At 61.5% G+C, this 26,997-nt stretch carries 23 protein-coding genes; 21 read left to right on the top strand and 2 right to left on the bottom strand.

Annotation, left to right across the window (positions count from 1 at the left end):
- Positions 1-97: 97 nt before the first annotated feature.
- Complete coding sequence (locus tag RZS28_RS13620) at positions 98-547, top strand: GatB/YqeY domain-containing protein (RefSeq protein ID WP_407338278.1); 450 nt, start codon at positions 98-100, stop codon at positions 545-547.
- 9 nt (positions 548-556) lie between these two features.
- Here the strand turns inward: RZS28_RS13620 and panB are convergent, their stop codons facing one another.
- Entirely contained in the window at positions 557-1,369 is an 813-nt protein-coding gene (gene panB / locus RZS28_RS13615; protein WP_407338277.1) for a 3-methyl-2-oxobutanoate hydroxymethyltransferase, read from the bottom strand.
- Positions 1,370-1,612: 243 nt separating this feature from the next.
- Between panB and RZS28_RS13610 the strand changes: the two genes are divergently transcribed.
- The 5 genes from RZS28_RS13610 (at position 1,613) to RZS28_RS13590 (ending at position 8,454) form a co-directional block, all read left to right on the top strand.
- Positions 1,613-2,449 (top strand): class I SAM-dependent methyltransferase, encoded by an 837-nt coding sequence (locus RZS28_RS13610; RefSeq protein ID WP_407338276.1) that lies wholly within the window; start codon positions 1,613-1,615, stop codon positions 2,447-2,449.
- Between the two features lie 118 nt (positions 2,450-2,567).
- On the top strand, positions 2,568-4,505 hold the full coding sequence (dnaG, locus tag RZS28_RS13605) for a DNA primase (protein WP_407338275.1): 1,938 nt from the start codon (positions 2,568-2,570) through the stop codon (positions 4,503-4,505).
- Between the two features lie 696 nt (positions 4,506-5,201).
- Entirely contained in the window at positions 5,202-7,253 is a 2,052-nt protein-coding gene (rpoD, locus tag RZS28_RS13600; protein WP_407338274.1) for an RNA polymerase sigma factor RpoD, read from the top strand.
- Between the two features lie 7 nt (positions 7,254-7,260).
- Positions 7,261-7,554: a hypothetical protein gene (locus RZS28_RS13595; RefSeq protein ID WP_407338273.1), complete on the top strand. Its 294-nt coding sequence runs from the start codon at positions 7,261-7,263 to the stop codon at positions 7,552-7,554.
- A gap of 450 nt (positions 7,555-8,004) precedes the next feature.
- Complete coding sequence (locus RZS28_RS13590) at positions 8,005-8,454, top strand: FMN-binding negative transcriptional regulator (protein WP_407338272.1); 450 nt, start codon at positions 8,005-8,007, stop codon at positions 8,452-8,454.
- Positions 8,455-8,551: 97 nt separating this feature from the next.
- Here the strand turns inward: RZS28_RS13590 and RZS28_RS13585 are convergent, their stop codons facing one another.
- Complete coding sequence (locus RZS28_RS13585) at positions 8,552-8,737, bottom strand: hypothetical protein (protein ID WP_407338271.1); 186 nt, start codon at positions 8,735-8,737, stop codon at positions 8,552-8,554.
- Between the two features lie 382 nt (positions 8,738-9,119).
- Between RZS28_RS13585 and rpmH the strand changes: the two genes are divergently transcribed.
- The 15 genes from rpmH to RZS28_RS13510 all read left to right on the top strand — a co-directional run bounded on the left by rpmH (position 9,120) and on the right by RZS28_RS13510 (position 26,949).
- Positions 9,120-9,254, top strand: coding sequence for a 50S ribosomal protein L34 (gene rpmH / locus RZS28_RS13580; RefSeq protein WP_010300405.1), 135 nt, complete (start codon positions 9,120-9,122; stop codon positions 9,252-9,254).
- 179 nt (positions 9,255-9,433) lie between these two features.
- Positions 9,434-10,132: a ribonuclease P protein component gene (gene rnpA, locus RZS28_RS13575; RefSeq protein ID WP_407338270.1), complete on the top strand. Its 699-nt coding sequence runs from the start codon at positions 9,434-9,436 to the stop codon at positions 10,130-10,132.
- 336 nt (positions 10,133-10,468) lie between these two features.
- Positions 10,469-12,409, top strand: coding sequence for a membrane protein insertase YidC (gene yidC / locus RZS28_RS13570; RefSeq protein WP_407338269.1), 1,941 nt, complete (start codon positions 10,469-10,471; stop codon positions 12,407-12,409).
- A 2-nt stretch (positions 12,410-12,411) separates the two neighbouring features.
- Entirely contained in the window at positions 12,412-13,113 is a 702-nt protein-coding gene (gene yihA, locus RZS28_RS13565) for a ribosome biogenesis GTP-binding protein YihA/YsxC (protein WP_407338268.1), read from the top strand.
- A 93-nt stretch (positions 13,114-13,206) separates the two neighbouring features.
- Positions 13,207-14,091, top strand: coding sequence for an acetylglutamate kinase (gene argB, locus RZS28_RS13560; protein ID WP_407338267.1), 885 nt, complete (start codon positions 13,207-13,209; stop codon positions 14,089-14,091).
- A 98-nt stretch (positions 14,092-14,189) separates the two neighbouring features.
- Entirely contained in the window at positions 14,190-14,912 is a 723-nt protein-coding gene (locus tag RZS28_RS13555) for a pyrimidine 5'-nucleotidase (protein WP_407341130.1), read from the top strand.
- Between the two features lie 128 nt (positions 14,913-15,040).
- Positions 15,041-15,898 carry a 2,3,4,5-tetrahydropyridine-2,6-dicarboxylate N-succinyltransferase gene (dapD, locus tag RZS28_RS13550; protein WP_407338266.1) on the top strand — a complete coding sequence of 286 codons (858 nt, stop codon included), beginning with the start codon at positions 15,041-15,043 and terminating at the stop codon, positions 15,896-15,898.
- Entirely contained in the window at positions 15,898-16,377 is a 480-nt protein-coding gene (locus RZS28_RS13545) for a hypothetical protein (protein WP_407338265.1), read from the top strand. Before dapD ends, RZS28_RS13545 begins: the two co-directional genes overlap by 1 nt.
- Before the next feature lie 112 nt (positions 16,378-16,489).
- A complete protein-coding gene (locus RZS28_RS13540) occupies positions 16,490-17,389 on the top strand; it encodes a chorismate mutase (RefSeq protein ID WP_407338264.1) in 900 nt (299 codons plus the stop codon).
- A gap of 50 nt (positions 17,390-17,439) precedes the next feature.
- The gene (locus tag RZS28_RS13535; protein ID WP_407338263.1) at positions 17,440-18,576 is read left to right on the top strand and encodes a pyridoxal phosphate-dependent aminotransferase; all 1,137 of its coding nucleotides are present in this window, start codon (positions 17,440-17,442) and stop codon (positions 18,574-18,576) included.
- Positions 18,569-19,516: a prephenate/arogenate dehydrogenase family protein gene (locus tag RZS28_RS13530; RefSeq protein ID WP_407338262.1), complete on the top strand. Its 948-nt coding sequence runs from the start codon at positions 18,569-18,571 to the stop codon at positions 19,514-19,516. Before RZS28_RS13535 ends, RZS28_RS13530 begins: the two co-directional genes overlap by 8 nt.
- Before the next feature lie 161 nt (positions 19,517-19,677).
- Positions 19,678-22,359 carry a magnesium-translocating P-type ATPase gene (gene mgtA, locus RZS28_RS13525; RefSeq protein WP_407338261.1) on the top strand — a complete coding sequence of 894 codons (2,682 nt, stop codon included), beginning with the start codon at positions 19,678-19,680 and terminating at the stop codon, positions 22,357-22,359.
- 219 nt (positions 22,360-22,578) lie between these two features.
- On the top strand, positions 22,579-22,893 hold the full coding sequence (locus RZS28_RS13520) for a lipoprotein (protein ID WP_407341129.1): 315 nt from the start codon (positions 22,579-22,581) through the stop codon (positions 22,891-22,893).
- Entirely contained in the window at positions 22,890-24,158 is a 1,269-nt protein-coding gene (lysA, locus tag RZS28_RS13515) for a diaminopimelate decarboxylase (RefSeq protein WP_407338260.1), read from the top strand. Before RZS28_RS13520 ends, lysA begins: the two co-directional genes overlap by 4 nt.
- 148 nt (positions 24,159-24,306) lie before the next feature.
- Positions 24,307-26,949, top strand: a complete 2,643-nt coding sequence (locus RZS28_RS13510; RefSeq protein WP_407338259.1) for a TIGR02302 family protein — start codon at positions 24,307-24,309, stop codon at positions 26,947-26,949.
- Positions 26,950-26,997 lie beyond the last annotated feature (48 nt).

The raw sequence follows: 26,997 nt of genomic DNA, 5'->3' as shown, positions 1-26,997 counted from the left end.
GGGGTCTTTGAGGCCCGAAACCTAGGCGTTACGCAAAGAAACGTCAATTCACGTCGGCCGGTCCCGGCGCCTACTCGTGAAGAAATCAGGAGATCCCATGCGCGAACAATTCACGAGCGAACTCAAGACGGCGATGAAAGCCGGCGACAAGCGCCGCGTCGAGACGATCCGGATGATCACGGCCGCGTTGAAGGATAAAGACATCGAGGCGCGCGGCCAGGGCAAGACCGTGTCCGACGAAGACATTCTGGCGCTGCTCCAGAAAATGGTGAAAAGCCGGCGCGAATCGAAGGAGATCTATGAGAAGGCGGGCCGCGCCGATCTCGCGACGCAGGAGGGCGACGAAATCGCAATCATCGAGGGCTTCCTGCCGCAGCCCTTGAGCGAGGCCGAGGTCGAAGCGGCGATTGGCGCCGCCATCGCCGAGACCGGCGCCGCCTCGATCAAGGATATGGGAAAAGTCGTCGCCGCGCTCAAAAGCAAATATGCGGGCCAAGTGGATTTCGCCAAGGCGAGCGCCGCCGTCAAAGCGAAGCTCGGCGCGTGATCGCCAAGCTTACGGCTTATCTTTCAGGAAAATTTCGAGCTCATCCTTCGCCATATGGAGCACATTCGCCTCCGCGGGAAAACTCTTGCCGCGCACGTCTGAGACATAGGCTTTCGCCGCCGCCGACATGAGGCCGCCAACCTCCTGATAGCGGCGGTTATGGCGGAAATTGGCGGGCGTGAAGCCGAGCACGTCGCAGATCACGAGCACCTGGCCATCAGTTTTGCGCCCGGCGCCGATGCCGATCGTCGGAGCCTCAATCGCCTGCGACGTCTTGGCCGCGACCTCTTCGGGGATGAGTTCGAGGACGAGCAGCGACATGCCTGCTTCATCGAGCCGGATCGCGTTTTGCACCAGTTGCGCGGCCTCTTGCGCCGAACGCCCCTTGAAGCGCTTTTCGGCGTGATGCTGCGGCTCCAGGCCCAAATGGCAGCAGACGTCGATCGAGGCCCCGACGAGAGCTTCGACAATGTCCGCGCGAGGGCCTTCGAACTTCACAATATCGGCCCCCGCCTCGATGACGAGGCGCGCGTTGGCCAAAGCCATGTCCGGCGTTTCATAGGTCATATAGGGAAGATCGCCGATGATCGCGGCTCCTGGCGCGCCACGCCGCACGGCCCGGACATGGTGGCATATGTCCGCCAGAGTGACTTCCTTCTCGCTGGCGTACCCAAGCATATTCATGCCAACGCTATCGCCGACGAGAAGAATATCGACGCCCGCCTCCGCCTCCGCTTTCGCCGTCGGCGCGTCATAGGCGGTCAATACCGCGATCGGCCTGCCCTCCCGCTTCATGTCGAAAAATCGGGCGGTTTTGCTCATCAAGATCGAACCATTTTGCGGGATAAGCCTTTGCGGATCCAACGACCTATTTTGCAGGACGGCCGCTAGAGACATATTTCGAGTCTATAGAATCAAAATATGTCTCTAGCTCTTTATTTCATCGCATTTTCTTCAGGCGAGCCGAGATCCGCTTCGCCCGTCATATAGCCTTGGCAAACTCGTGTTTCTGTGGCTCGTTCAGCCCTGATCATGACGGCGATCCATAGGATAGATCTCGTAGGAATGGAAAAAGGCAGGTGGGTCGTGAATGCAAGAGCGCTCCAAATTCGGGCCTATACATTTCTGCATATTCCCCTCGTCAAAAAGCTTCTTGTGAAACTGCCGGTCATCAGGGGAATTGTATATGGGGGCTGGCGCTATTCGCATCCAATCGACAAATTTTATGGGATCGATACGAGCGGCTACGTTCCAGTCGAGAAGCTCAGTTCGGCCTTAGCTAAGAAAATCATTCCCTATGCTGGGTCGCAGCCGAGCATCGTCCGTCGCGCGCTCGACGCGCTGCCGAATTTGGCGGACTATAGTTTTGTCGATTTGGGATGCGGAAAAGGACGGGTGACGATCGTCGCCGCCGAATATCCGTTTCGCGAAATCATAGGCGTCGAGATTTCCCCCGAACTCGCGCAGATCGCTCGATCGAATATTGCGAAAGTCGAAGCTGAGAACCCCTCGGCCTCCAAGATTCAAATTATTGAAGGCGACGCCACGAAATTCACGCCTCAAGGCAAAAGAATTGTCTTTTACACTTTTCATTCCTTTGGCCACGAATTGATGAAGGAATTTTTGAAAAACCTCGAGGCCAATATCGGAAGCGCTATCGAGCATTGCTTCTTTATATATTATAATCCGGTATGCGGCGCCGTGTTCGACGCGTCTCCGGCCTTGACGCGATGGTCCGCCGAGAACATTCCTTATGATGCGTCGGAAATAGGCTTCGGCCCTGACATCAATGATTCGATTGTCATTTGGCAAAGCGTTCATAACGCCCTGCCGCCGCAGCGCTCTGGACGGAACCGGAAAATCATCAGCCTCGAAAGCCTGAAGGCGGTGGTTGAGGCCTAGCCAAAATCGGAACCCTGCTCCGCTCCCGGCGCTTCTCCAAGTCTGTGCATATGTCGGACAAACGAATTAAAGCGTTAGCTATCGCCCAAATGGGCGTCTTTCACGCTAAACTCCGCTCATGCGATTTCCGCCGTCCTTTCTCGACGACATCAAGGCCATGCTTCCGGTCTCGGAGGTCGTGCGGCGGCGCGTCAAGCTGACCAAATCCGGCCGCGAATGGAAAGGGCTGTCGCCGTTCAATACGGAAAAGACGCCGTCTTTCTTCGTCAATGACCAGAAAATGGCCTGGTTCGATTTTTCCTCCGGCAAGAACGGCAATATTTTCGATTTCGTCATGCAGACCGACGGCGTTTCATTTCCCGAAGCCGTCGAGCGCCTCGCCCAGGACGCTGGCCTTCCTCTCCCGCAGCTGACGCGCGAGGCCGAAGAGCAGGAAAAGGAGCGCGCCAGCCTTTATGAGGTTCTCGATCTCGCGGCCGCCTATTTCACGGCCGAGCTCGCAGGGCGATCCGGCGCCAAGGCGCGCGCCTATCTCGATCAGCGCAGCCTCTCCCCGGAAACCCAGTCCCGTTTCCGCTTAGGCTATGCTTCGGGTGAAAAATACGCTCTGCGCGATCATCTCGCGGCCAAGGACGTTCCGGCGCAGGCCATAATCGAAGCCGGGCTCCTGATCCATGGCGAGGAGATCGCGGTTCCCTATGACCGTTTTCGCGATCGGATCATGTTTCCGATCTGCGATCGCTCCGGCCGGGTCATCGCTTTCGGCGGCCGCGCGCTCGCCAAGGACGTTCCGGCGAAATATCTGAACTCGCCGGAGACCAGCCTGTTTCATAAGGGGGCCGTCCTTTATAATCACCATAACGCCCGCAAGGCCGCGCATGAGACGGGCGCGCTCGTCGTCGTGGAAGGCTATGTCGATGTGATCGCGATGGCTCAGGCGGGCTTCGCCTCGGCCGTCGCGCCGCTCGGCACGGCCTTGACGCCGGATCAATGCGAGCTTTTGTGGAAAATGGCGGAGGAGCCGATCCTCTGCTTCGACGGCGACAAAGCCGGGCGCAAGGCCGCCTATCGCGCAATCGACATGGCCCTACCCCTGCTTGGCCCAGGGCGTTCGCTCCGCTTCGCCCTGTTGCCCGAAGGGCAGGACCCCGATGACCTCATTCGCGCCGGCGGCCCCGGCGCGATGGCGGACAGCCTCTCCCACGCGCTGCCGCTCGCCGATCTCATCTGGCTCAGGGAAACCGAAGCCCGGGCGTTCGCGACGCCGGAAAGCAGAGCCTCGCTCGAACGGCGGCTCGCCGAGATCGCACGCGAGATTCGGGATGAGACATTGCGCCGCTATTACCAGGCGGATTTCAAGGAGCGGCTCTTCAAGCTTTTCGATCGCGGCGGCGGACGCGCCTACGACCGGCGCCAGAGCACTGAAGGCTATGGCGCAAAATCGCCGTTTCGCCGCTGGCCCGAACGCGGCGGCGAGCGCAGCGCCGCTCCGCGGGCTGCTCCGATCATTAGTTCGAGCCTTGCGAAATCGCCGCTTCTACGCCCCGGCAAACCCAGCCTTCCGCCACGCGAAGCATTGATTTTGCTACTTCTTCTCAATCATCCCGGACTGATCGAGCGATGGGTCGAGGCGATCGCCGAAATCGAGTTCTCGAGCCCTGAGGCGAGCGCCCTACGGGATGCGCTTCTCGATCGCGCCGGCGCGGAGCGGCTCGATCGATCGTATCTGCGCGCCGCCGCCGAGGACGCCGGCTTCGCGGTGATCCTGCAAAAGCTCGAGGGTTTGGCCGCGCATGCGTCTCACTGGTACATCAAAGCTGAAGCCGCCGAAGCCGACGCCGAGGAAGTCTTGAAGCAGGCCCTGACCTTGCATCATCGGGCGAGAGCGTTACATAGGGAGTTGCAATTGGCGGAGTTGGCTCTAGGTATGGAAGCCAGCGAGGCCAATCTCGATCGTCTCATCGATATTCGGGAGCAGTTATTGGCGCTCGGCGGTACCGAGGCCGCCGTGGAGGGCTTCGGAAGATTATCCGGGCGCCCAGGCGGGACCTTGTAGCCGTCGGCGGCCAATTGTTGCGCTCGTGCTGGATGTTTGTCATGTTTCCTGGCAAGATGACAAAATCCGTGGGTTTGATCGCTTGAGACATTACCCATTGCGAGTCGGTTTCCGCCTCGCGTAAACAGAGCGCGCGCGGTCCTGCCTCGACCAGTGGCCTCCGGCTAGTCGATAAGGATCGATCCGCCCTATCTGGTTGCGTGGATCGGTTTTCTTGTGAAGACAGATGAGACCCATCTGGCGAAGGGTTCCTGACGGGCGTTCGCGACCGTGCCGGGCGCGGTCTCCACGTTGGAAACTATGGTAGAGCCTTTTCACCATGAAGCATGACCGAAATTTGGACTTGAGGCTATGCCCGATCGACCGTTGTCGAAAAGCGCCCGAGCATAGGATCGCAGTGCAGAGAAGCGCATGATCGCCCCGCAAAAGGTCCGATGACATATATGGTTAGTGAAAGATTACGGCGGCTTCGGTTGAACGCCTCACCTGCGGCGAGATCCTTGGCAGGGGTTTCGACGCCTCCGCCGAACTTGCAAGACTGCGCCGAGCGTCGGGGGTTCGTCTCCCCAGGCGCCGCGCTTCGGCCCCAGCGAAGTCGTTAGGGTTTCGTTTGTCCGGCGCGGGAGGCTGACTGCGCTCAAGCCTCGCCAGCCTCGCCGATACGTCGTTAATTTTGCTCACCCTCGGAGACCACTGATGGCGAAAAAGGACAACGAGAAGACCGATGCGGAAGGCGGCGTGGTCGAGACCGCGGACAGCCCTTTGCTCGATCTATCCGACGCCGCCGTCAAGCGGATGATCAAGCTCGCCAAGAAGCGAGGCTTTGTCACTTACGTTGAATTGAACGCGGTCCTTCCGTCCGAGGAGGTCAACTCCGAGCAGATCGAGGACATTTTGGCGATGCTCAATGAAATGGGCATCAATGTCGTCGAGAACGAAGAGCAGGAGGACGGCGAGCCCGAGGAGGCCGCCGAGGAGGAAGAGGCCGAGGGAGGCGATCTCGTCGAGGCCGTCCAGGCGAAGGCCGTCACCGTCCGATCGTCCGAGCCGGCCGACCGCACCGATGATCCGGTCCGGATGTATCTGCGCGAGATGGGCTCCGTCGAGCTCTTGTCGCGCGAGGGCGAAATCGCGATCGCCAAGCGGATCGAAGCTGGCCGCGAGGCAATGATTGCGGGGCTTTGCGAAAGCCCGCTCACCTTTCAGGCGATCATCATTTGGCGCGATGAGCTGAACGACAGCAAGGTTCTGCTCCGCGACATCATCGATCTCGAAGCGACCTATGCCGGTCCCGACGGAAAGAACACGCCCAAGATCGACATGACCGCGCCAGGAGCCGCCGAGGCGCTCGCCGCGCAGCAGGCTCCGGCGACGGCGCCCCTCGATCCGCCCGCGCGCCTGCGGCCCGCCGATGAGGACGGCGGCCTTGACCCTGCGATGCCGGAAGACGTCTTCGATGAAGAGGACGACATGGAGAACGCGGTCTCGCTTTCGGCGATGGAGGCCGAGCTGAAGCCGAAGGTTCTCGACACTTTCGACCGGGTCGCGGACGCCTACAAAAAGCTGCGGCGCCTGCAGGACCAGAACGTAGAGAACAAGCTCAAGAACGAGACGCTGACGCCGTCGCAGGAGCGCAAATACAAGACGCTCAAGAAGGAAATCGTAGCGGACGTCAAATCGCTCGCGCTCAATCCGAACCGGATCGAGGCCCTGGTCGAGCAGCTCTATGACATCAACAAGCGGCTGATCAGACTGGAGACGGGGCTTTTGCGCCTGGCCGAGGGCTCCGGCGTCTCCCGCGAGGATTTCCTCAAGAATTACCAGAATTCCGAGCTCGATCCGAAGTGGCTTTTGCGCGTGTCGAAGCTCGGCGGCCGCGGCTGGAAGGATTTCGTCGCCCAGGCGAAGGAGCAGATCAAGGACATCTTGGGCGAGATCCATGGCCTCGCGACCGAGACCGGCCTCGAAATCCAGGAATTCCGCAGAATCGTCCATCTTGTCCAGAAGGGCGAGCGCGAGGCGCGCCAGGCCAAGAAGGAAATGGTTGAGGCGAACCTTCGCCTCGTGATTTCGATCGCCAAGAAATACACCAATCGCGGCCTGCAATTTCTGGATTTGATCCAGGAAGGCAATATTGGCTTGATGAAGGCGGTCGATAAGTTCGAGTATAGGCGCGGCTATAAGTTCTCCACCTACGCCACCTGGTGGATCAGGCAGGCGATCACCCGCAGCATCGCTGATCAGGCGCGAACCATCCGCATTCCGGTCCATATGATCGAGACGATCAACAAGATCGTGCGGACCTCGCGCCAGATGCTGCATGAGATCGGCCGCGAGCCGACGCCTGAGGAGCTCGCCGAAAAGCTCGCCATGCCGCTCGAGAAAGTGCGCAAGGTCCTGAAGATCGCCAAGGAGCCGATCTCTCTCGAAACCCCGATCGGGGACGAGGAAGATTCCCATCTCGGCGATTTCATCGAGGACAAGAACGCGATCCTGCCGATCGACGCCGCGATCCAATCAAATCTTCGCGAGACCACGACGCGAGTGCTAGCGTCGCTCACGCCGCGGGAAGAACGTGTGCTGCGCATGCGCTTCGGGATCGGCATGAATACGGATCATACGCTTGAAGAGGTTGGCCAGCAGTTCTCGGTCACCCGCGAACGCATCCGCCAGATCGAGGCCAAGGCGCTGCGCAAGCTGAAGCACCCGTCCCGCTCGCGCAAGCTGCGGAGCTTCTTGGATAATTGAGAAGAGCATGCTTCCTGAATTTCCGCTTGAGGGGCTTGCCTCTCAAGCCTTCAGCGAGTTTTCAGAAGCAGCGGATTACTACTGGAAGAGTGCAAGACTCATAGATAGTGAGCTAAAATCGGAAGCTTTGAAACTGAGCGATTATTACCCTCTTTCAGGGGAAGAGAAAGCAGATCGTATAGCTATAAAGCTCCGTAAATTTCGCTGGACACGAGAGCACAGAAAGTTAACAGGCGTGTTCCCATACTTGATTGCAGCGGGAAATCTCTTTTCCTGTGTATCTCTATTTGAAGTATTTTAAGAAAAATCTAATTAATTATGAGACACTTTACTTATATATAGAGGTTACTTCGATATTGAAAATACGCAACTGTTTGTATCACTCGAACGGCCTGTTGAGACTATCACGTGATGAAAACAATATTCGTCGAATTATCCGATGCAAACTGTATCTAGAAAAGGTTAATTCGGTAGGTCGTAAGCGAGATGATCATCCCATCGATTTTGCTAGGATCGTTCAAAGCGCATTTGGCGACCAGCTACAGATAACACATCTTTTTGCGTGGTACGCCGCGAATATATTTAGGAATTTCTTTTGTGCTCTATACAAAGAGGCAAAACTTCTGCCTGATGAAGGTATTCTATAAGTTCGAATATCGATGGCGCTATAAGTTTTCCATCTACGCGACCTGCGGGTCAAGCGGGCCATCCCCGCAGCATCGCCAATTAAGCGCATCCCCTCGCCGCTCTTGTGATTTTCCAAGGTCCGCAAGCCTATGTCACCCCGTCCTGGTACAAGACGAAGGAAAAGACCGGAAAGGTCGTGCCGACCTGGAACTATGTGACGGTTCACGCTTATGGCCACATGGCTGTCATCGAGGATCGCGCCTGGCTTCTCGATCAGATCACGGCCCTGACCAACGCCATGGAGAAAAGCCGCGCGCGTCCATGGTCGGTGGCGGACGCCCCGGCGTCGTTCGTCGAAGCATCGCTCGAACAAATCGTCGGCCTAGAAATTCCGATCGATCGGATCGAGGGCAAGTGGAAGCTCAGCCAGAATAGGCCGCAAGCCGACTATGACGGAGTGGTCGCCGGGCTTTTGGCGTCCGCAGGCGCGGAACATTCAGACCATGAGGCCATGGCGAAGCTCATGTCGGCGCTGGACTCGAAGCGATCGTCGCGAGGGCGGCCTGACGGATGAATACGGCGCTAAACAAGTCCGGGCCGGTGCAGAATCGATTTTGCGCAGGACTCAAATACGCTCGTGTCCGCGAGCGACGCCGAATCGCCAACCGGGCCTAAGCCTTGGCGTCCTTGCGTCGCGCCGGGCCGGGGGTTTTCACGTGATCTCTGAGATCGAAAGGCTCGCGGTCCAGCCGCTTTTCGATCTCCATATCTGAGTGCTGCTTCAGATAAGCGAGCATGCCGTCCTGCAGGCCGGTGTCGGAAAAGCGGGACTTCGGATTTGCCTTGCTGCGAGCCATGGAATTCATTCCCCTATTGGTCAAGATATAGGAGCCGCACTTTGGCCCCACCAGCCTTCGGCAAGACAATCGCGAGCCCGTTGCAAAAGTTTCCCCCGGCGCCGAAGGTCGCCAACGCGGAGAGCAGGCGCGAGCAAGGCCAAGGCGGTCGCCTGAGCCGGACTCGCCTTTATATTTCGCGGCCGAAATTGACTTGGCCTATGTAAGGCACTTATAAGGCGCGGAACTTTCCGTTTGGTTTAGGCTGGCGCTCGCGACGCTTTTTGTGGCGCGGATTTGGCGTTTGTTTGAACGCGCGCGGTTCGTCGCCTCGGCGGATTAAGTCGCGGCTTGGGCGCGGAAAAGCTTCGGCGCCCGCCGCGTTTGTGATGGAGTGTTTTTAGTGAAGCGGACATATCAACCGAGCAAGCTTGTTCGGAAGCGTCGGCATGGGTTTCGGGCTCGGATGGCGACGGTTGGGGGCCGCAAGGTGATCGCGGCGCGCCGCGCGCGCGGCCGCAAGCGCCTGTCCGCCTGAGCCTTTCTTTCCCCGCATGGCTTGGCGGCGCGCCAGGGATTTTGGGACAGCGGCCGCGCTTGGAGCCTTCCGCCTTTGAAAGCGCCCGTCTCGGAAGCGCCCCGTCTCGGGAGCGCCCCGTCTCGGGAGCGCCCCGCTTAGAGCCGCCCGCTTGGAGCGTTCGTCTTGGAGCGTTCGTCTTGGAGCAGACCGTCTTGGAGCAGGCCGTCTTGAAAGCGCCCATCTCGGAAACGCCTCTCTTGGATGCGCCTCTCTTGGATGCGCCTCTCTTGGACGCGGCTCTCTTGGATGCGGCTGGCTCAGAAGCGCCGGGCTCGGACGCGCCCGCGCGTCCGCCTCTCGGCGAACTCTCCGGCGACAAGTCTTCTTCCAAGCAGTCCCCGAGGCCGGAGCGCCTGACCCGAAGGGCGGAGTTCCTCGCCGTCGGCAAGGGCAAGCGGCTCTACGCCAAAGGCTTCGCCTTGCAGGCCGCGCCACGGGAAATTAAAGCCGCGCCACGGCAGATTCAAAAAGCCGCGCCGGGTTCAAGCGGCTCCGCGCCTTCGCTCGAGCCTGCGCTGGATGAAGCGCCCTTGCCGCCGCGGTTCGGCTTCACCGTGACCAAGAAGCTCGGCGGCGCGGTCTTGCGCAACCGGATCCGCCGCCGCCTCAAGGAAGCCTTGCGCCGGCTCGACCCCCTTCCGGCGCGCCCCGCGCATGATTATGTGATCCTGGCGCGGCCCGAGGCGCTCGGCATGGCTTTCTCGGCCTTGCAGGCGGAGCTCGCCCGCGCCCTGAAGCAGGATCCGAAAAACTGGAGGCCGGCGCCGCGAAAGGATCAGGCCAAGCCAAAGGCTTTAGCGCAAAATCGAAGCCCGGCGGAGCGGCCTTTGCGCTGAGCTTCAGGCCAAAAGAAGGCTCGGCGAAAAAGCTCGCAGCGCCTGGGCCGCCGGAGCGCTCTCGACGCGGCGACAAAGGTCTTGTATCTGATCGGCCGGGGAAAGCGGCGCATCGGAAAGCCGGGCGTTCATCGGAAAATCGAGAGCTTAAGGAAAATCGAGGGCTGAGAACTTCGAGACGCCGGATTGCCCTGTGAGCCGCCGGAGCATGAACGGCGCAGGCCGCGCGGGGCCCGCTTGAAGCGTCCCCTTGAAGATCATGCGCAGACAAGAACAAGACTGTGAGAGCCAAGCCCGATCCCGGGCTTTCGCGAGTGGAGCCCGGACGCCAAAGGCATGAAGCAGCAGGACCCAAGGGACACCAAGAACCTCTATCTGGCGATCGGCCTGTCGTGCCTCGTCGTCCTCGGCTGGAGCTATTTCTTCGCGCCGCCGCCGGAGAAGCCGCGCCCGGCGCAGGTTCATAACGCCCAAATTGGCGCCCAAGCTCCCAGCGCGACCGCCCCCGCCGGCCAGACGCCGGGATCGCAGGCGCCGGGCGCGGAGCAAAACTTGGGACAAGGCGGTTTGGCGCAAGGCGGTTTGGCGCAAGGCGGTTTGGCGCAAGGCGGTTTGGCGCAAGGCGGTTTGGCGCAAGGTCTTGCCGAGCCGCCGGAGCCGAGGAAGACCCGCGCCGAGGCCTTGGCCGAAGGCCCCAGGATCAAGCTCGACACCAAGGCGCTGTTCGGCTCGATCTCGCTCAAGGGCGGGCGCATCGACGACGTCTCGCTGAAAGCCTATCGCGAGACCCCCGACCCGCATAGCCCGAACATCGTGCTCTTGTCGCCCCTGGGCTCGCCCGCGCCTTATTACGCCGAGACTGGGTTCTTCGCCGCGCCCGGCGAGACGCTCGCCCTGCCCCGCCAGGATGCGCTATGGACCGCCGATCGCGAGACCCTGACCGAGACCGAGCCGGTGACGCTCAGCTATGACAATGGCCAGGGCCTCGTCTTCCATCGCAAGATCGCGGTCGACGACCGCTATATGTTCAGCGTGACCGACAGCGTCGAGAACAAGAGCCAGCGGCCGGCGACGCTGCACCCTTATGCGATCGTCGCCCGCCACGGCAAGCCGATCTCGGCGAATTTCTCGGTCCTGCACGAGGGCTTTGTCGGGGTCGTCGGCGACGCCGGCGTGCAGGAGGTGAAATACGACAAGATCGAGAAGGAGGAGCACGCGACCAAGACCTTCAAGGGCGCGGGCGGCTGGCTCGGCATCACCGACAAATATTGGGCGGCGACGGTCATTCCGGAGCAGAGCGCGCCGGTCGCGGCGAGCTTTTCCGAGCGCGAGCAGGCCTCGGCGGGCAATCTCGCGCCGGTCAAGATCTATCAGGCGGGCTTTGTCGGCGAGGCCGGCGCGACGATCGCGCCGGGGGCGACGGGCGCGGTCGAGACCAGGGTCTTCGCCGGGGCCAAGGAGGTCGACACGCTCGACCTCTATGAGCGGACGCTCGGCATCGAGAAATTCGACCTGCTGATCGACTGGGGCTGGTTCTATTTCATCACGCGGCCGATGTATTGGCTGCTCGACCATATTTACAAATTCATAGCCAATTTCGGGGTCGCCATCCTGATCGTCACGGCGATGGTCAAGGCGGTCTTCTTCCCGCTCGCCAACCGCAGCTATATGGCGATGGCGAAGATGAAGGCGGTCGCGCCGCAGATCGAGGCGATCCGGCTGCGCTATCCCGACGACAAGCCGAAGCAGTCGCAGGAGACCATGGCGCTTTACAAGCGCGAGAAGATCAATCCGGTGGCGGGCTGCCTGCCGATGCTGATTCAAATCCCGGTGTTCTACGCGTTCTACAAGGTGCTGGTCATCACGATCGAGATGCGGCAGGCGCCGTTTTTCGGCTGGATCAAGGATCTGTCGCAGCCGGACCCGACCAATGTGTTCAACCTGTTCGGGCTTCTGCCTTACGACCCGACGCAGGTCCCGGTCTTCGGCCCCTATCTCGCGCTTGGGATCTGGCCATTGATCATGGGCGTCTCGATGTTCGTCCAGATGAAGATGAACCCCGAGCCGGCCGACCCGGTGCAGAAGCAGGTCTTCGCCTGGATGCCGGTGATCTTCACCTTCACGCTTGGGAGCTTTCCCTCGGGCCTCGTGCTCTACTGGACCTGGAACAACACGCTCACGGTGATCCAGCAAAGCCTCATCATGAAAAAGGCCGGCGTCAAGATCGAGCTCTGGGACAATCTAACCGGAATGTTCCGAAAAAAAGCTACTGGTTGATCATGCAAATCGTCGAGCAAGATGACGGGGCGGCGGAGGATGATCCTGTAAGCGGCTCGCCCGACTTTTTCGAGCTCGGCCGCAAACTCTTCGCCGCGGACTGCGCCTTCATGTGGGGGACGGCGAAGGTCGCGGAACTGCCGCCGCCGGGCGCGCCCGAGATCGCTTTCGCGGGGCGCTCGAATGTCGGGAAGTCCTCGCTTCTGAATGCGCTGACCAATCGCAAGGGCTTGGCGCGCGCCTCAAATACGCCTGGCCGCACGCGTGAGCTCAATTTTTTCGCCCTTGGGGGACCAGCCGAGACTGCGAAATTGCGCCTCGTCGACATGCCCGGCTACGGCTATGCCGCGGCGTCAAAGGAGAAGATCGCGAACTGGACCGACCTGATGCGGGATTTCCTGCGCGGGCGAGCGCAATTGCTGCGCGTCTTCGTGCTCGTCGACGGACGCCATGGCGTGAAGCCGATCGACCTCGAAATGTTCGATCTGCTCGATCGCGCGGCCATGTCCTATCAGATCGTTTTGACGAAACAGGACGAAGTGAAAAAGAGCGACCAGGATCAGCGCATCGCTGAGACGCTCGGCGCGCTCCAGCGGCGCCCGGCGGCCTTTCCCGAGGTTCTCTTCACCTCCTCGCAAAGCGGCGAAGGCGTGGGCGCGCTTCGCGCGGGAATCGCCCGCCTGCTCGCCGAACGCGGATCGTAGGCGACAAGGGGCCCGCCGCCGGCGGCGCTCCAGCATTGAGCTTGTCATAACAAACGGATAGAAATTGCAACGGTTTACGCCGGACGAGAATCAATGAACGAAGCGATCACGCGCAGCGAGGAAGAGCGGGCTCAGGAGCAGGCCGCGATTTTGATGCAGGCCTTGCCGCATATGCTGCACTATGACGAGGCGATCGTGGTCGTCAAATATGGCGGCCACGCCATGGGCGACGACAAGGTCGCGCGCGACTTCGCCCGCGACATGGTCCTGCTCGAGCAATCCGGGGTCAATCCCGTCGTCGTGCACGGCGGCGGCCCGCAGATCGGCGCCATGCTCGCCAAGCTCGGCATCAAGTCTGAATTTTCCGACGGTCTCAGGGTCACCGACCGGGCCACGGTCGAAATCGTCGAGATGGTTCTGGCCGGCAAGATCAACAAGCAGATCGTCGGCTTCATCAATGCCGAAGGCGGCCGCGCGATCGGGCTTTGCGGCAAGGACGGCAATATGGTGATCGCCAACAAAGCCGCGCCGACGAGCGAGGCGATCGATCTCGGCTATGTCGGCGAACCGGCGAAAGTGGATACGACCGTGCTCGACCAGGTGCTCGGGCGCGAGCTCATTCCCGTGCTCGCTCCGATCGCGCAAGGGGTGGACGGCGAGACCTATAACATCAACGCTGACACATTCGCCGGCGCAATCGCCGGCGCGCTCAAGGCGAAGCGGCTATTGCTTTTAACCGACGTTCCCGGCGTTCTCGATCAGAACAAGGTTTTGATCAAGGAATTGCGCGTCGACCAGATTCACGCTCTCATTGCCGACGGCACGATAACCGGCGGCATGATCCCGAAAGTGGAAACCTGCATCTATGCGCTCGAACAGGGCGTCGAAGGCGTCGTCATCCTCGACGGCAAGACGCCTCATGCGGTGCTCGTCGAACTCTTGACCGACCATGGCGCGGGAACTTTGATCACAAGGTGACGGACACGAAACACTATTTGGAAGACAGGCCCGATTTGCCGCAGGCCGCGCCTGCGCCCGAGGCTGAGTCGGGTTCACCGCGCGACGGCGCCCCGCGAATCGATGCGCTGCTGCGCGTCGACGTCTTCCAGCATATTGATACTTGGGTCTTCGATCTCGACAATACGCTCTATCCGTCCGACAGCGATCTCTGGCCGAAGATCGACGCGCGGATCACGCTTTTTCTCGGTCATCTGTTCGGCCTCGACGGCATGTCCGCGCGGGCGTTGCAGAAATATTATTACCAGCGCTACGGCACGACCCTGCGCGGGCTGATGCTGGAGCATTCCGTCAGCGCGGAAGACTATCTCGCCTTCACGCATGACATCGACCGCTCGTCGCTTGAGCCAAATCTCCTGCTCGCAGCGGCGCTCGCCGCCCTGCCCGGGCGCAAGCTCATCCTCACCAATGGCTCCCGCGAGCACGCCCTGCGCACCGCGACCGCGCTTGGCCTCCATACAATGTTTGATGATATTTTCGATATTGTCGCGGCCGATTTCGTGCCGAAGCCAGAGGCTTCGACCTATCAGCGCTTTTTCGACAGGCACGACGTCGATCCCGGGCGGGCGGTCATGTTCGAGGACATTGCGAGAAATCTCATCGTTCCGCACGAACGGGGTATGACGACGGCGCTTGTCGTCCCGAAGCCGGGGCAGATGGATCATCGCGACTCCTTCGAGATCGAAGGCGATGCGCCGCATGTGGATTTTGTGACCAGCGACCTCGAAGCCTTTCTCGCCGATATTATTGCCAAGATGGGCGGCGGCGAGGGCGGTTCGTGATAACGCCAGCGTCAACGAAACAAGCAGCGCGCCCTGATTGCGGCATTGATTCCTTGGCGCGAAGCTTTTAACGCTCAGCCGCTCACGCCAGCCAAACTCATTTTTCCGCCTGAGAAAGACCAAGCCCGATGCCGCATACCGCCCTCGAAACCATCATCGACGCCGCTTTCGAGGATCGCGCCAATGTCAACGCGCAAACCCAAGGCGACATCCGCAAGGCGGTCGAGGCGGCTCTGCATCTCCTCGATTCGGGAAAGCTCAGGGTCGCGGAAAAAGTCGAGGGCGCGAGCGGACCCAGATCCTGGAAAGTCAATCAATGGCTGAAGAAGGCGGTGCTCTTGTCGTTCCGCCTGAACGACATGGCCGCGATTTCGGGCGGTCCCGGCGGGGCGTCATGGTGGGACAAGATTCCCTCCAAATTCGCCGGCTGGGGGGATAAGGAGCACGCCGCGGCGGGGTTTCGCTCGGTGCCGAATTGCATCGTGCGGCGCTCGGCCTATATCGCGCCGGGCGTGGTGCTGATGCCCTCTTTCGTCAATCTCGGCGCCTATGTCGACAGCGGGACCATGGTCGACACTTGGGCGACCGTCGGCTCCTGCGCCCAGATCGGCAAGAATGTGCATCTTTCCGGCGGCGTCGGCATTGGCGGCGTGCTGGAGCCGCTGCAGGCCAATCCGACGATTATCGAGGATGATTGCTTCATCGGCGCGCGCTCCGAGGTGGTCGAAGGCGTGATCGTCGGCCAAGGCGCCGTCATTTCGATGGGCACGTTCATTTCAGCCTCGACCAAGATCATCGACCGGACGACCGGCGAGATCCACATCGGTTTCGTTCCGCCTTACTCCGTCGTGGTTTCGGGCAATCTGCCGGGCAAGCCTTTGCCGGACGGCTCGCCGGGCCCCTCGCTCTATTGCGCGGTGATCGTGAAAACGGTGGACGCCCAAACCCGCACAAAAACCGCGATCAACGATCTTTTGAGGGATTGATGGCCGAGTTCCTGGCCGAGGGAGGCGCCCGCTTCCTGTTTCGCACCGATCAAGGGCGGATCAACGCCCGGACATGGCGGCGCGGCACGGCGCTGCTTCTTGCAATTCTCATTGTCCTCACCGCGATCTGGCTTCCCCTGGAGCCGCTCACCCACCGCGACCTCGCCACGACGCCTTTTTTCGCCTGGGCCACGGTCGCGGCCTTCGCCTATCTCGTGCTTTACGCCTTCGCGGTGCTCTTGATTGCGATCTGCCATTACAATCTCAGCGCCAAGCGCTGGCGTGACCGTGGCTGGCCCGGCGCGCTCGCCGGCCTCCTGCCTTTCTTCGCACTGCTGAGCGGCGCGGCGCACTGGCTGCAGCCGCGGGTCGCCGAAGTCGTCCCCTATTGGTATGTCGCGGGCGTTGATGTCCTGCTCGTCGCGGTCATCGTCTGGAATCTGGTGGAGCTTGGCGTCTTTGACAGGCGATCGCTATAATCGCCGTTCTGGAGGCGCTGTCTCCCCGGAGCGTTTTCTTATCCAAGGCGGTTCCCACGTTCTGAGAAAATGCTCTAAGACTGCGCAAGAAACCCTGCGAACCGGCGCCGCCATGTCCCATCCATCCCGACCGGAGACCCTGGCCGATCTCAGAATTGAGATTGACCGCATTGACGCGGGCCTGCACCAGCTCTTGATGGAGCGCGGCGAGATCATCAATAGGCTGATCGAGGCCAAGGCTCGGCAGGGCGGCGGCTCGGCGTTTCGGCCAGGCCGGGAAGCCGATATGATGCGCGGGCTCGCCTCGCGCCACGAAGGCCTGCTCCCGCTCGACACCGTCGAAAGCATCTGGCGCATCATCATCTCGACCTTCACCTATGTTCAGGCCAATTACAGCGTTCACGCCGATATTTCCGGCGGCGACGCGGCGATGCGCGACTGCTGCCGGTTCCATTTCGGCTTCACGGTCCCATATATCGTCCATCACGGCGCGCGCGCCGTGATCGATGCGGTGGCTGGCTCGAATGGCGATCTCGGCTTGGCGCCCGTCAGGGGCGGTGCCACATCTGGACCGTGGTGGCGCGGCCTCATCGGGCCGCAAGCGCCGAAAATCATCGCGAGGCTTCCCTTCGTCGAGCGGCCGGATCACCCGGCGGGAATGCCTCTTTTCGTGATCGCCCAGCCGCTGGCCGAGGCGGCTGCCCGGGAGGTCGTCGTTTACGCGGTGGCGCTCGAACGCTGGCTCGATGACCTGACTTCTAGCCTCGATGCGCTTGGAGCCGAAATCCTCGACAATGCCGCCGACGGGTTCGGCCTCTCGCTCATGGTCGCGACGGTCGGCGACGCCGGTCCGGAGCGCTTGCGCGAAACGCTGATCAGAGCCGGAGCTGTGGAGCCGCGCATCGCCGAAGTCGGAAGCCATGCGGCGCGCTTCGATTTTTCCGCGGCTCAGCGCCAAGGAGCGCCAAGCGAGCCGGCGCCAAACCGGACAACGCCGAGCGAGGCGGCGTAAAGCGGGCTGCGTTCAAGGCTCGGCAATGAATTTCTTTTGGAGTTCCCTTTATGACGAAAAACGCCGTGACCGACATCGAGCCAGCCGCGCGACCGCGCCCGCTCGAGGGCGTTTTCAGCATAGATCCCTATGTTCCGGGCAAAAGCTCGGCGCCTGGCGTCGCCAAAATCTTCAAGCTCTCCTCGAATGAGACGCCGCTGGGCCCATCGCCCCGCGCCAAGGAGGCCTTTCGCGCCTTCGCCGACCGGCTCGAAATCTATCCCGACGGCCGGGCGACGGCTTTACGCGCGGCGATAGCGGAGCATTTTGCGCTCGATCCGGCCCGGATCGTCTGCGGCACAGGGTCCGATGAGATCATTCACCTGCTGGCCGCCGCCTATCTCGGACCAGGCGACGAAGGCATTTTCACCCAGCATGGCTTTCTGGTCTATAAGATCGCCATTCTCGCCGCTGGCGGCGTCCCCATCGTCGCCGAGGAAAAGAATCTCACGGCGAATGTCGACGCGATCCTGGCCAAGGTCAGCCCGAAGACCAAAATGGTTTTCATCGCCAATCCGAACAATCCGACCGGCACCTATCTACCGATCGCCGAGGTCAAGCGGCTCGCGGCCAGCTTGCCCGCCCATGTCATCTTAGTTCTCGACGCGGCCTATGCGGAATATGTGACAAGCAGTGATTACTCCGCCGGAATCGAGCTTGTCTCGGCGGGCGAGAATGTGGTGATGACGCGCACCTTCTCAAAGATCCATGGCCTCGCCGGGATCAGGCTCGGCTGGTGCTACGCGCCGCACGCCATTTGTGACGCGATCAATCGCATCCGCTCGCCTTTCAACACCAATGGCGCCGCGATCGCCGCCGGGATCGCCTCGCTCGAGGATCGGGATCATATCGAAAAGGCGATCGCCCATAACAAGACATGGCTTGACTGGCTCAGGCAGGAAATCGGCGCGCTCGGGATCAAGACCACGCCGAGCGTCGCCAATTTCCTCCTGTTGCATTTCCGGGACGAGGCCGAAGCCAGCGCGGCCGATCATTTTCTGACGAGCCGCGGCCTGATCTTGCGCGCGGTCGGGGCTTATGGGCTGCCGCATTGCCTGCGCCTGACCGTCGGCTCCGAAGAGGCGAACCGTCTCGTCGTCGCGGGCTTGCGAGACTTCATCAAGTCCGAGAGCGCCGCACGTGCCTGACCGTCTCGGGGCTCCTTTGAGCGAGCCTCTTTTCGAGCGCCTGGCCCTCATCGGCATAGGCCTCATCGGCTCGTCCTTGGCGCATGTCAGCCGCCGCAAAGGGCTCGCGCGAACGATCGTCGCCGCCGACGCATCCGCCGACGTCCGCGCCAAGGTCGCCGAACTCGGAATCGCCGATCACGTCGCGGAGACAGCGGCTGCTGCGGTCGAAGGCGCCGACCTCGTCATCCTCTGCGCGCCGGTCGGGGCGATGGGCGCGATCGCGCAAGAAATCGGCCCGCACCTAGCGCCGGGGGCCATTCTGTCCGACGTCGGCTCCGTCAAAGCCTCGATCATCGCGGCCGTCGCGCCGCATCTGCCGCCCTCGGTTCATTTCATCCCGGCCCATCCGGTGGCCGGCACCGAATACTCGGGCCCTGAATCCGGGTTTTCGACTCTTTTCTTCAATCGCTGGAGCATTCTGACGCCTTTGGAAGGAGCCGATCCGAAGGCCGTGGCGCGGCTCGCGGCGTTTTGGAAGACGGCGGGCGCCAATGTCGAGACGATGCAGCCCGCCCACCATGATCTCGTGCTCGCGATCACAAGCCATGTGCCGCATCTCATCGCCTATAATATCGTCGGAACCGCCGCCGACCTTGAAGAAGTGACCGAATCCGAAGTCATGAAATTTTCGGCTGGCGGCTTTCGCGACTTCACCCGCATCGCCGCCTCCGATCCGATCATGTGGCGCGACATTTTCCTCAACAACAAGGAGGCCGTGCTCGAAATGCTCGGCCGCTTCACCGAGGATCTGACGGCGCTTCAGCGCATGATCCGCCGCGGCGACGGACAGGGCCTCTCCGATCTCTTCACGCGCACGCGGGCGATCCGGCGCGGCATCATCGAGCAAGGCCAGGAAACCGCCGCCCCCGACTTCGGCCGCCGGTCAGGCGACGGCTGATTTCGCACTCGGAGCATTTTCGTCCTCGACACACGCCCTTTGCGATTTTGATGTAGCGCATGATTTTTTCGCAGAAAGCCGGCAAGGTGCGGGCGCTTTCGCTGTAGCTCGCGCCTTGGCGATTGGGCGCCGCGAAACCGGATATCGAAAAGGCAGCGCGCATGAATGGCCAGACCCTCCTTGATCGTCTGAACTTCCGGAAGGCGACGGCCGCGCGCCGAGTCAAGGCTCGCGACACCAACATCGTCCTTTCAAACGAGATTCTCGCGGTGAGCCGGGCGGAGGAAGCCGGGATCTGGCCGCTGCTTCGGTCCTCTCCCGACGGGCTTGAGCCCGCCGAGGCGGAGGCGCGGCTGGCCTCGGTCGGACCTAATCTCATCACTCGGGAGGGACGGCCAAGCATCCTGCGGGAATTATGGGGACGCGCCAAGAATCCCTTGAACGCCCTGCTGCTCAGTCTCGCCACGGTTTCTTACTTCCTTGGGGATATGCGCGCGGCTGTCGTCATCGCGATCATGGTCGTCCTGGCCATCGCCACCGCGTTCGTCCAGGAGCATCGCTCCAACGACGCCGCCGCCAAGCTCCGCGCCATGGTTAAGACGGCCGCGAGCGTCAAGCGACGCGGCGTGACTCAAGCCGCCGACGACGCCCAGTCCAACGGATTCATCGACATTCCGATGGAGCAGCTCGTTCCCGGCGATATCGTGCGGCTTTCTGCGGGCGACATGATTCCGGCCGATCTGCGGCTCCTCACCGCCAAGGATCTGTTCATCAATCAGTCGGCCTTGACCGGCGAAGCCATGCCCTCCGAGAAATCGCCGGAGGCCTCGGATGGGAGCATCGCCGATCCCTTCGACGTGCCGAACCTCTGCTTCATGGGTGGCAGCGTGGTCAGCGGATTTGGAACCGGAGCGATCGTGCATACGGGGTCCAAGACCTATTTCGGCCAACTCGCCGACCAGATCGCCGGGCGGCGCGAGCTGACAAGCTTCGACAAGGGCATCAACCGCTTCACTTGGCTCATGATCCAATTCATGATGGTGATGGTTCCGACCGTCTTCCTGATCAATGGCTTCACCAAGGGCGATTGGCTCGAAGCGCTTCTATTCGCGGTGGCTGTCGCGGTCGGACTGACGCCGGAAATGCTGCCGATGATCGTCACCGTCAATCTCGCCAAAGGCGCGATTGCGATGTCGAAAAAGAGCGTGATCGTGAAGCGCCTCAACGCCATCCAAAATTTCGGCGCGATGAATGTCTTATGCACCGACAAGACCGGCACGCTGACGCAAGACCGCATCATCCTCAAACTGCATCTCGACATCCGCGGCGAGGATAGCGAGCGGGTGCTGGAATACGCCTATCTGAACAGCCATTATCAGTCTGGCTTGAAGAACCTGCTCGACGTCGCGGTCCTGCAACATATCGAGCTCGGCAAGAACCTTCATTTGCAGCATCAATATAAGATTATCGACGAGATTCCATTCGACTTCGTCCGCAGGCGGCTTTCCGTCGTTCTGTCCCGAGAAGACGAGACGCATGTCCTGATCTGCAAAGGCGCGATCGAGGAAGTGTTCTCCGTGTGCAAATTTTATGAAATCGGCAATGAGCGCGGAGCCTTGGATGCCTCTCATCTCGCCAGCGTGAAGGCCCAGACTCGCGCGCTCAATGAAGACGGATTCCGCGTCGTCGCGGTCGCCTACAAGGAAATGACCGATCTCAAACAAAAAAGCTATTCCGTCGACGACGAACGCGATCTGACGCTGCTCGGCTTCATCGCTTTTCTCGATCCGCCGAAGGATAGCGCCGGGGCCGCCATCGCGGCGCTCAATCAAGGGGGCGTCGCGGTCAAGATTCTCACCGGCGACAATGAAATCGTCACTCGCAAGATCTGCCGCGAGGTTGGCCTCGATGTGGACCGCATCGCGCTAGGCCCGGAAATCGAAAAGATGGACGACGCGGCATTGGCCGACATCGCTTCATCGGTCGTCGTCTTCGCCAAGCTCTCGCCGAGCCAGAAAGCCCGCGTGATCAGTGCGCTTCATGCGAAAGGCCATGTCGTCGGCTTCCTCGGCGACGGCATTAACGACAGCCCTGCGCTCAAATCCGCCGACGTCGGCATCTCGGTCGACACGGCTGTCGACATCGCCAAGGAATCGGCCGACATCATCCTGCTCGAAAAGAGTCTGATGGTGCTTCAGGAAGGGGTCATCGAAGGGCGCAAGGTCTTCGGCAACATCACCAAATATATCAAGATGGGCGCGAGCTCAAACTTCGGCAACATGTTCAGCGTGCTCGGCGCGAGCATCTTTCTGCCCTTCCTGCCGATGCTGCCCATCCAGGTGCTCACCAACAACCTGCTTTACGATTTTTCGCAAACCACTATCCCGACCGACAATGTCGACGAGGACTACCTCGAAGTCCCGCGCAAATGGGACATAGGCAATATCTTCAAGTTCATGGTCTTCATCGGACCGATCAGCTCGATCTTCGACTATGCGACCTTTTTCACCATGCTCTATGTGTTCAACAGTTGGAGCAATCCGACCCTGTTCCAGACCGGATGGTTCGTCGAGTCCATACTGACCCAGACGCTTATCATCCACATCATCCGCACCGCGAAGATCCCATTCTTCCAAAGCCACGCCAGCCCGGCCCTTATCGCGACGACCGTCATTATCTGCGCGATCAGCATTGCGCTGCCGTTCACGCCTTTCATAGCGGATGCGTTGAAATTCACGCCTTTGCCGCCGCTCTACTGGCCCATCATCGCAAGCTTTCTCTTGAGCTACGCAGTCCTGACGCATCTGGTCAAAACCTGGTTCGTCCGCCGCTGGGGCATGTGAATCCGGTCGGAGAACATTCGATGACCGAGTCGTCTGGCCAAAAAGAAAAGCATTCCGGTTGACGGGCAAGTGGAGCTCCAAATCGAAAAAGTTTGATCAACTTTTTCGCGACATGCTTTAGGGCCATGGCTGGCCCGCGCCGAACGTGCTCCAAACTGAAAACTTCGCTTGGGCCGGAACCTCGTCTATAATGACGGTCCTTCCCGGAGCCGCTTCGTGATGCGCTTTTTCCGCCCAAAGCTCTGCGCCGTCCTTGTGCTTGGCGCGCTCGCGCTCTCCCTCGCCGGCTGCGGACGGCGGGGACCGCTTGGAGCCCCGCCCGGGGCTGCGGCGACGAACGCGCCGCTGACCGGAGCGCCGGACGCCGTTCCGACGCCGCGAAGCGGCGAAGCGCCGGCGCTTGGCGCTGCGGCCTTGGCGGTCTCCCCGTCGACCGGCGTGACGGAGCCCGCGAACCCGCTCCCCCGCGGGCTTCCGCGCAGCCAAGGCCATTTTTTCTCGACCCCCTGCTCTGACGCTTTTCCGGGCCAATGAATCACTTTGAAATGAAGAACGGCGTCCTGCACGCCGAGGACGTCGATCTTTCCGCTCTGGCGGACGAGGTCGGCACGCCTTTTTACTGCTATTCGCTAGCGACGCTCACGCGTCATTACGACGTGTTCAAGGCGGCTTTCGCCGACGTCGATTCCCTGGTCTGCTACGCCGTGAAGGCCAATTCCAACCAAGCCGTGCTCACGGCCCTGGCGCGGCGGGGCGCCGGCATGGACGTCGTGTCCGAGGGCGAGTTGCGCCGGGCCCTGGCGGCGGGCGCGGCGCCTGAAAAGATCACTTTTTCGGGCGTGGGCAAGACGCAAAGCGAAATGGCTTTCGCGCTCGATCAGGGCATATTTTGCTTCAATGTCGAGTCCGAGCCTGAGCTTCTCGTTTTGTCGAGCCTCGCCGCGGCGAAAGGCCGGATCGCTCCGGTGGCGCTTCGCGTCAACCCCGACGTCGACGCCAAGACCCACGCCAAAATTTCAACCGGCAAGGCGGAGAACAAGTTCGGCATTCCCTTGAGCCGCGCCCGCGAAGTCTATGCCGAAGCCGCCGCCCTGCCCGCGATCAAGATCGCGGGCGTCGATATTCATATCGGTTCGCAAATCACCGATCTGGCGCCGTTTGACGACGCTTTCCGCCTTGTCGCCGATTTCGTGCGCGCGCTGCGCGCCGACGGCTACGCCATCGAGCATATTGACCTCGGCGGCGGCCTCGGCATTCCTTACCGGGAGGGAGACGATCCCGAGAGCTATCGCCCGGAGCGCTACGCGCAAATCGTCAAGTCCCGGCTCGGCGGCCTCGGCTGCCGCCTAATTTTCGAGCCGGGGCGGCTCATCGTCGGCAATGCCGGCATTCTCCTGACCCGGGTCATTTTCGTGAAGCGCGGCGAAGCCAAGACCTTCGTCATCGTGGATGCGGCGATGAACGATCTGGTGCGCCCCACCCTTTATGAAGCGCATCATGAGATCAAGCCCGTCCGCGCAGACAAAGACGCGCGCGAGCTTACGGCCGACATCGTCGGGCCGGTGTGCGAAACCGGCGATTTTCTCGCGCTTTCAAGAAAACTGCCGGAGCCTCAACCGGGTGATCTTCTGGCAATTATGTCCGCCGGCGCTTATGGCGCGGTGCAGGCCGGAACCTATAATTCGCGGCTCCTCGCGCCCGAGGTTCTCGTCAGCGGCGACCGGTCGGCCATCGTGCGCCCACGCGGGACATACGATGATTTGATCGGGTTGGACAAAATTCCGGCTTGGTTGCCCTAGATATTTCAGGCGCATGTCTGGCGCGCGGCCGTCATCGTGCTAGCCTCTCCCTTTTCATGCTCTGGACGTTACAGCCGAGCTTCTGGAGGCAGGTCTGCTGAGACTGGGACGCTCAAAACCTTCACGGCCGAGGGGTCTTTCGCGGGACGTGGAATGCGCCACGGCGGAGCTTGCGGCTGACTTCCCGGCCAATCGGCGCCTGGAGCGGCTTGTCGCGAAAGCCTATTCTGTCCTCCTTTTCGAGTGCGCCTGGCGAATCTTGGCGCCGCCGCTCGTCATGATCGGCCTCTTTGTCTGCGTCTCCTGGACCGGATTATGGCTCGAGACGCCACATTGGGCGCGCAGCCTCGGACTTCTCTTCTTTGCGATCGGGGTCGTCGCAACGCTGCTGCCGCTGCGCAGATTCCGCTTCCCGTCGCGCGCCGAGGCGTTGACCAGGATCGATCGCGCCTCCGGCTTCGGCCACGGTCCAGCCTTGGTGCTCGAAGACCGGCTCGGCAATGGCGCCGAAGATCCTGCGACACGCGCCTTATGGAGCCTGCACCGCCGCCGCGCGGAGGAAAAGGTCGCTTCGCTTCGGGCCGGCTTGCCCTCGCCGCGCTTGGTCGATCTCGATCGCTACGCCCTGCGCGCCGCCATTCTGGTCGGCCTCGTCGCCACCGGCTTCATCGCCGGCCCGGAACGCTATGCGCGCGTCGCGGCGGCCTTCGATTGGCGCTTCGACGGATTTGCGCGGAAGGACGCCCGGCTGGATGCCTGGATCGATCCGCCTGCCTACACGGGCAAGGCGCCGATCCTGCTCAATCTTCGCTCGGCGGATGTGGATGTATTGCAGCGGATCGAGGCGCCGATCGGCTCTCTCGTGATCATCCGTTCCTCGGGCGGCGCGGCGGCCATAGACGCGAAAGGGGCTTTGGCGGAGCCCGCGAAGGACAAGCCAGGCGCAGCCGCCGGCTCGGCCAAACCGTCCCCGCCGACTCCAAATAGCTCGGACGAAACGCGGCTCGTGCTGGGCGGCGACGCTCTGCTTGCGCTTGGCGTTTCAGGCAGGCGTCTTGGCGCATTCAGCCTGATCGCCATTCCGGACAAGCCGCCGACGATCGCCCTGACCGATGCGCCGCGGGCCAATGCGCGGGGATCGCTGACGCTCGCCTATCAGGTCGCAGACGATTACGGCGTGGTCAACGCCGAAGCGGGTTTCGCCAATCCCTCGTTGGAAAACGGGAAAGCCTCCAAGCGCTCGCTCGTCGATCCGCCGCGGATTGGCCTCGTCCTCCCACCTGGGGCGCAACTCGGCGGCGAGGCAGAGACGACCGGGGACCTGTCGGAACATCCCTGGGCCGGCGCGCGCGTTGAGATGACGCTGATCGCGCGCGACGAAGGCGGCAACGAAGGCAAAAGCGCGCCGGTCGAGATCATATTGCCGCAAAAGCCCTTCGCCAAGCCGCTCGCCCGCGCGCTCGTGGAGCAGCGCCGCAATCTCATTCTCGCGCCGGACGACAAGGCCAGGGTCGCGACCTCGCTCGAGGCTCTCATGATCGCGCCGGAAGCTTTCGACACCAGCGCCAGCGTCTATCTCGGATTGAGAATAGCTTCGGATCGACTGGCGGCGGCCGGCAAGGACAGCGATCTCGTCGAGGTCGCCGACTACCTTTGGGAGATGGCGCTACGGATCGAGAATGGCGATCTTTCCGACGCCGAGCGCGATCTTCGCGCCGCCGAGCAGCAATTGCGTGATGCGCTTCAGCGCAATGCGCCGGAGGAGGAAATCCGCAAGCTCAGCGAAAATCTGCGCGCGGCAATGGACAAGTTCCTGCGTGAATTCGCCGAACGGCAGCAGAACCGCATGGATCGGAACGATCCGGGAATGGACAAAAGTGGCCGATCGGTGGATCCGAAAGATCTTCAGGCCATGCTCGACAAGATGGAGGAGATGGCGCGGTCGGGCGATGTCGCCGATGCGCAGAAAATGCTCGAGCGCTTGCAAAGCGTTCTCGAGAATCTGCAAATGGCGCGGCCCCGCCACGCCGATCCGAGGGCGCGGGAGATGAGCCGCGCTCTCGACGAACTCGGCGCGATGAGCAAGGACCAGCAGGATTTACGCGACGAAACCTATCAAAGCGGCGAAGCGAAAAGACGCGAGCAACGTCGCCAGCGGGCGCAAATGGGCCTTCCGGGACTGCCCGGATTTGGCAATCCGCAGCCTGAGGACGATGACGAGGACCAAGACCAAGGCCAAAACCCTGGACGCGGCGACAAAGCCGCGCCTAGCCAGCCTAGCGAGGGCGAACTCGCCAAGCGCCAGCAAGCGCTGCGGGATCGTCTCGACAAGCTGCAGAAGCGATTGAAGCAGGCGGGCCAAGGCGAAACTGGGCTCGACGACGCGGAAGATGCGATGGGCGACGCCGCAAAGGCGCTGGGCCAAGGTCCGCGCGGCGGCGACGAAGCCGTCGAGGCGCAGGGCCGCGCCGTGGACGCATTGCGCGAAGGCGCGCAAAAGCTCGCCGAAAGCATGCGCCAGCAAGGCGAAGGCGATCCTTCGAGCGAGGCGCAAGACGGCCAGGACGGGCAAGGCTCGAACGGGATCTTCGGCGACGAGGACGCTGATCCGCTGGGGCGTCCAACCGGCGGCGAGCGAACCTTCAATCCGCGCGCGCGTTTCGATCCGATGGGAGTTCCAGCGGCGCAGCGCGCCCAGCGGGTCCTCGAGGAATTGCGCCGCCGGCTCAGCGAGCCGGCGCGGCCGCGCGAGGAGCTGGATTATCTGGAGCGCCTTCTGCGACGATATTGACGAGTTAGGGATCGAGCAGGCGCCAAGAGTGAAAGCGCTCTAGCTTCC

The sequence above is a fragment of the Methylocapsa polymorpha genome, assembly GCF_045689225.1.
GTDB lineage: Bacteria > Pseudomonadota > Alphaproteobacteria > Rhizobiales > Beijerinckiaceae > Methylocapsa > Methylocapsa polymorpha.
Note: the sequence above shows the minus strand (reverse complement) of the source record. Positions and strands in the feature narration are given on the sequence as shown.

Excerpts from the sequence above, each read along its gene's own strand:
- RZS28_RS13620 (WP_407338278.1), top strand. The coding sequence starts at position 98 with ATGCGCGAACAATTCACGAGCGAACTCAAGACGGCGATGAAAGCCGGC.
- panB (WP_407338277.1), bottom strand. The coding sequence starts at position 1,369 with ATGAGCAAAACCGCCCGATTTTTCGACATGAAGCGGGAGGGCAGGCCG.
- RZS28_RS13610 (WP_407338276.1), top strand. The coding sequence starts at position 1,613 with ATGGAAAAAGGCAGGTGGGTCGTGAATGCAAGAGCGCTCCAAATTCGG.
- dnaG (WP_407338275.1), top strand. The coding sequence starts at position 2,568 with ATGCGATTTCCGCCGTCCTTTCTCGACGACATCAAGGCCATGCTTCCG.
- rpoD (WP_407338274.1), top strand. The coding sequence starts at position 5,202 with ATGGCGAAAAAGGACAACGAGAAGACCGATGCGGAAGGCGGCGTGGTC.
- RZS28_RS13595 (WP_407338273.1), top strand. The coding sequence starts at position 7,261 with ATGCTTCCTGAATTTCCGCTTGAGGGGCTTGCCTCTCAAGCCTTCAGC.
- RZS28_RS13585 (WP_407338271.1), bottom strand. The coding sequence starts at position 8,737 with ATGGCTCGCAGCAAGGCAAATCCGAAGTCCCGCTTTTCCGACACCGGC.
- yidC (WP_407338269.1), top strand. The coding sequence starts at position 10,469 with ATGAAGCAGCAGGACCCAAGGGACACCAAGAACCTCTATCTGGCGATC.
- yihA (WP_407338268.1), top strand. The coding sequence starts at position 12,412 with ATGCAAATCGTCGAGCAAGATGACGGGGCGGCGGAGGATGATCCTGTA.
- argB (WP_407338267.1), top strand. The coding sequence starts at position 13,207 with ATGAACGAAGCGATCACGCGCAGCGAGGAAGAGCGGGCTCAGGAGCAG.
- dapD (WP_407338266.1), top strand. The coding sequence starts at position 15,041 with ATGCCGCATACCGCCCTCGAAACCATCATCGACGCCGCTTTCGAGGAT.
- RZS28_RS13545 (WP_407338265.1), top strand. The coding sequence starts at position 15,898 with ATGGCCGAGTTCCTGGCCGAGGGAGGCGCCCGCTTCCTGTTTCGCACC.
- RZS28_RS13540 (WP_407338264.1), top strand. The coding sequence starts at position 16,490 with ATGTCCCATCCATCCCGACCGGAGACCCTGGCCGATCTCAGAATTGAG.
- RZS28_RS13535 (WP_407338263.1), top strand. The coding sequence starts at position 17,440 with ATGACGAAAAACGCCGTGACCGACATCGAGCCAGCCGCGCGACCGCGC.
- mgtA (WP_407338261.1), top strand. The coding sequence starts at position 19,678 with ATGAATGGCCAGACCCTCCTTGATCGTCTGAACTTCCGGAAGGCGACG.
- RZS28_RS13520 (WP_407341129.1), top strand. The coding sequence starts at position 22,579 with ATGCGCTTTTTCCGCCCAAAGCTCTGCGCCGTCCTTGTGCTTGGCGCG.
- lysA (WP_407338260.1), top strand. The coding sequence starts at position 22,890 with ATGAATCACTTTGAAATGAAGAACGGCGTCCTGCACGCCGAGGACGTC.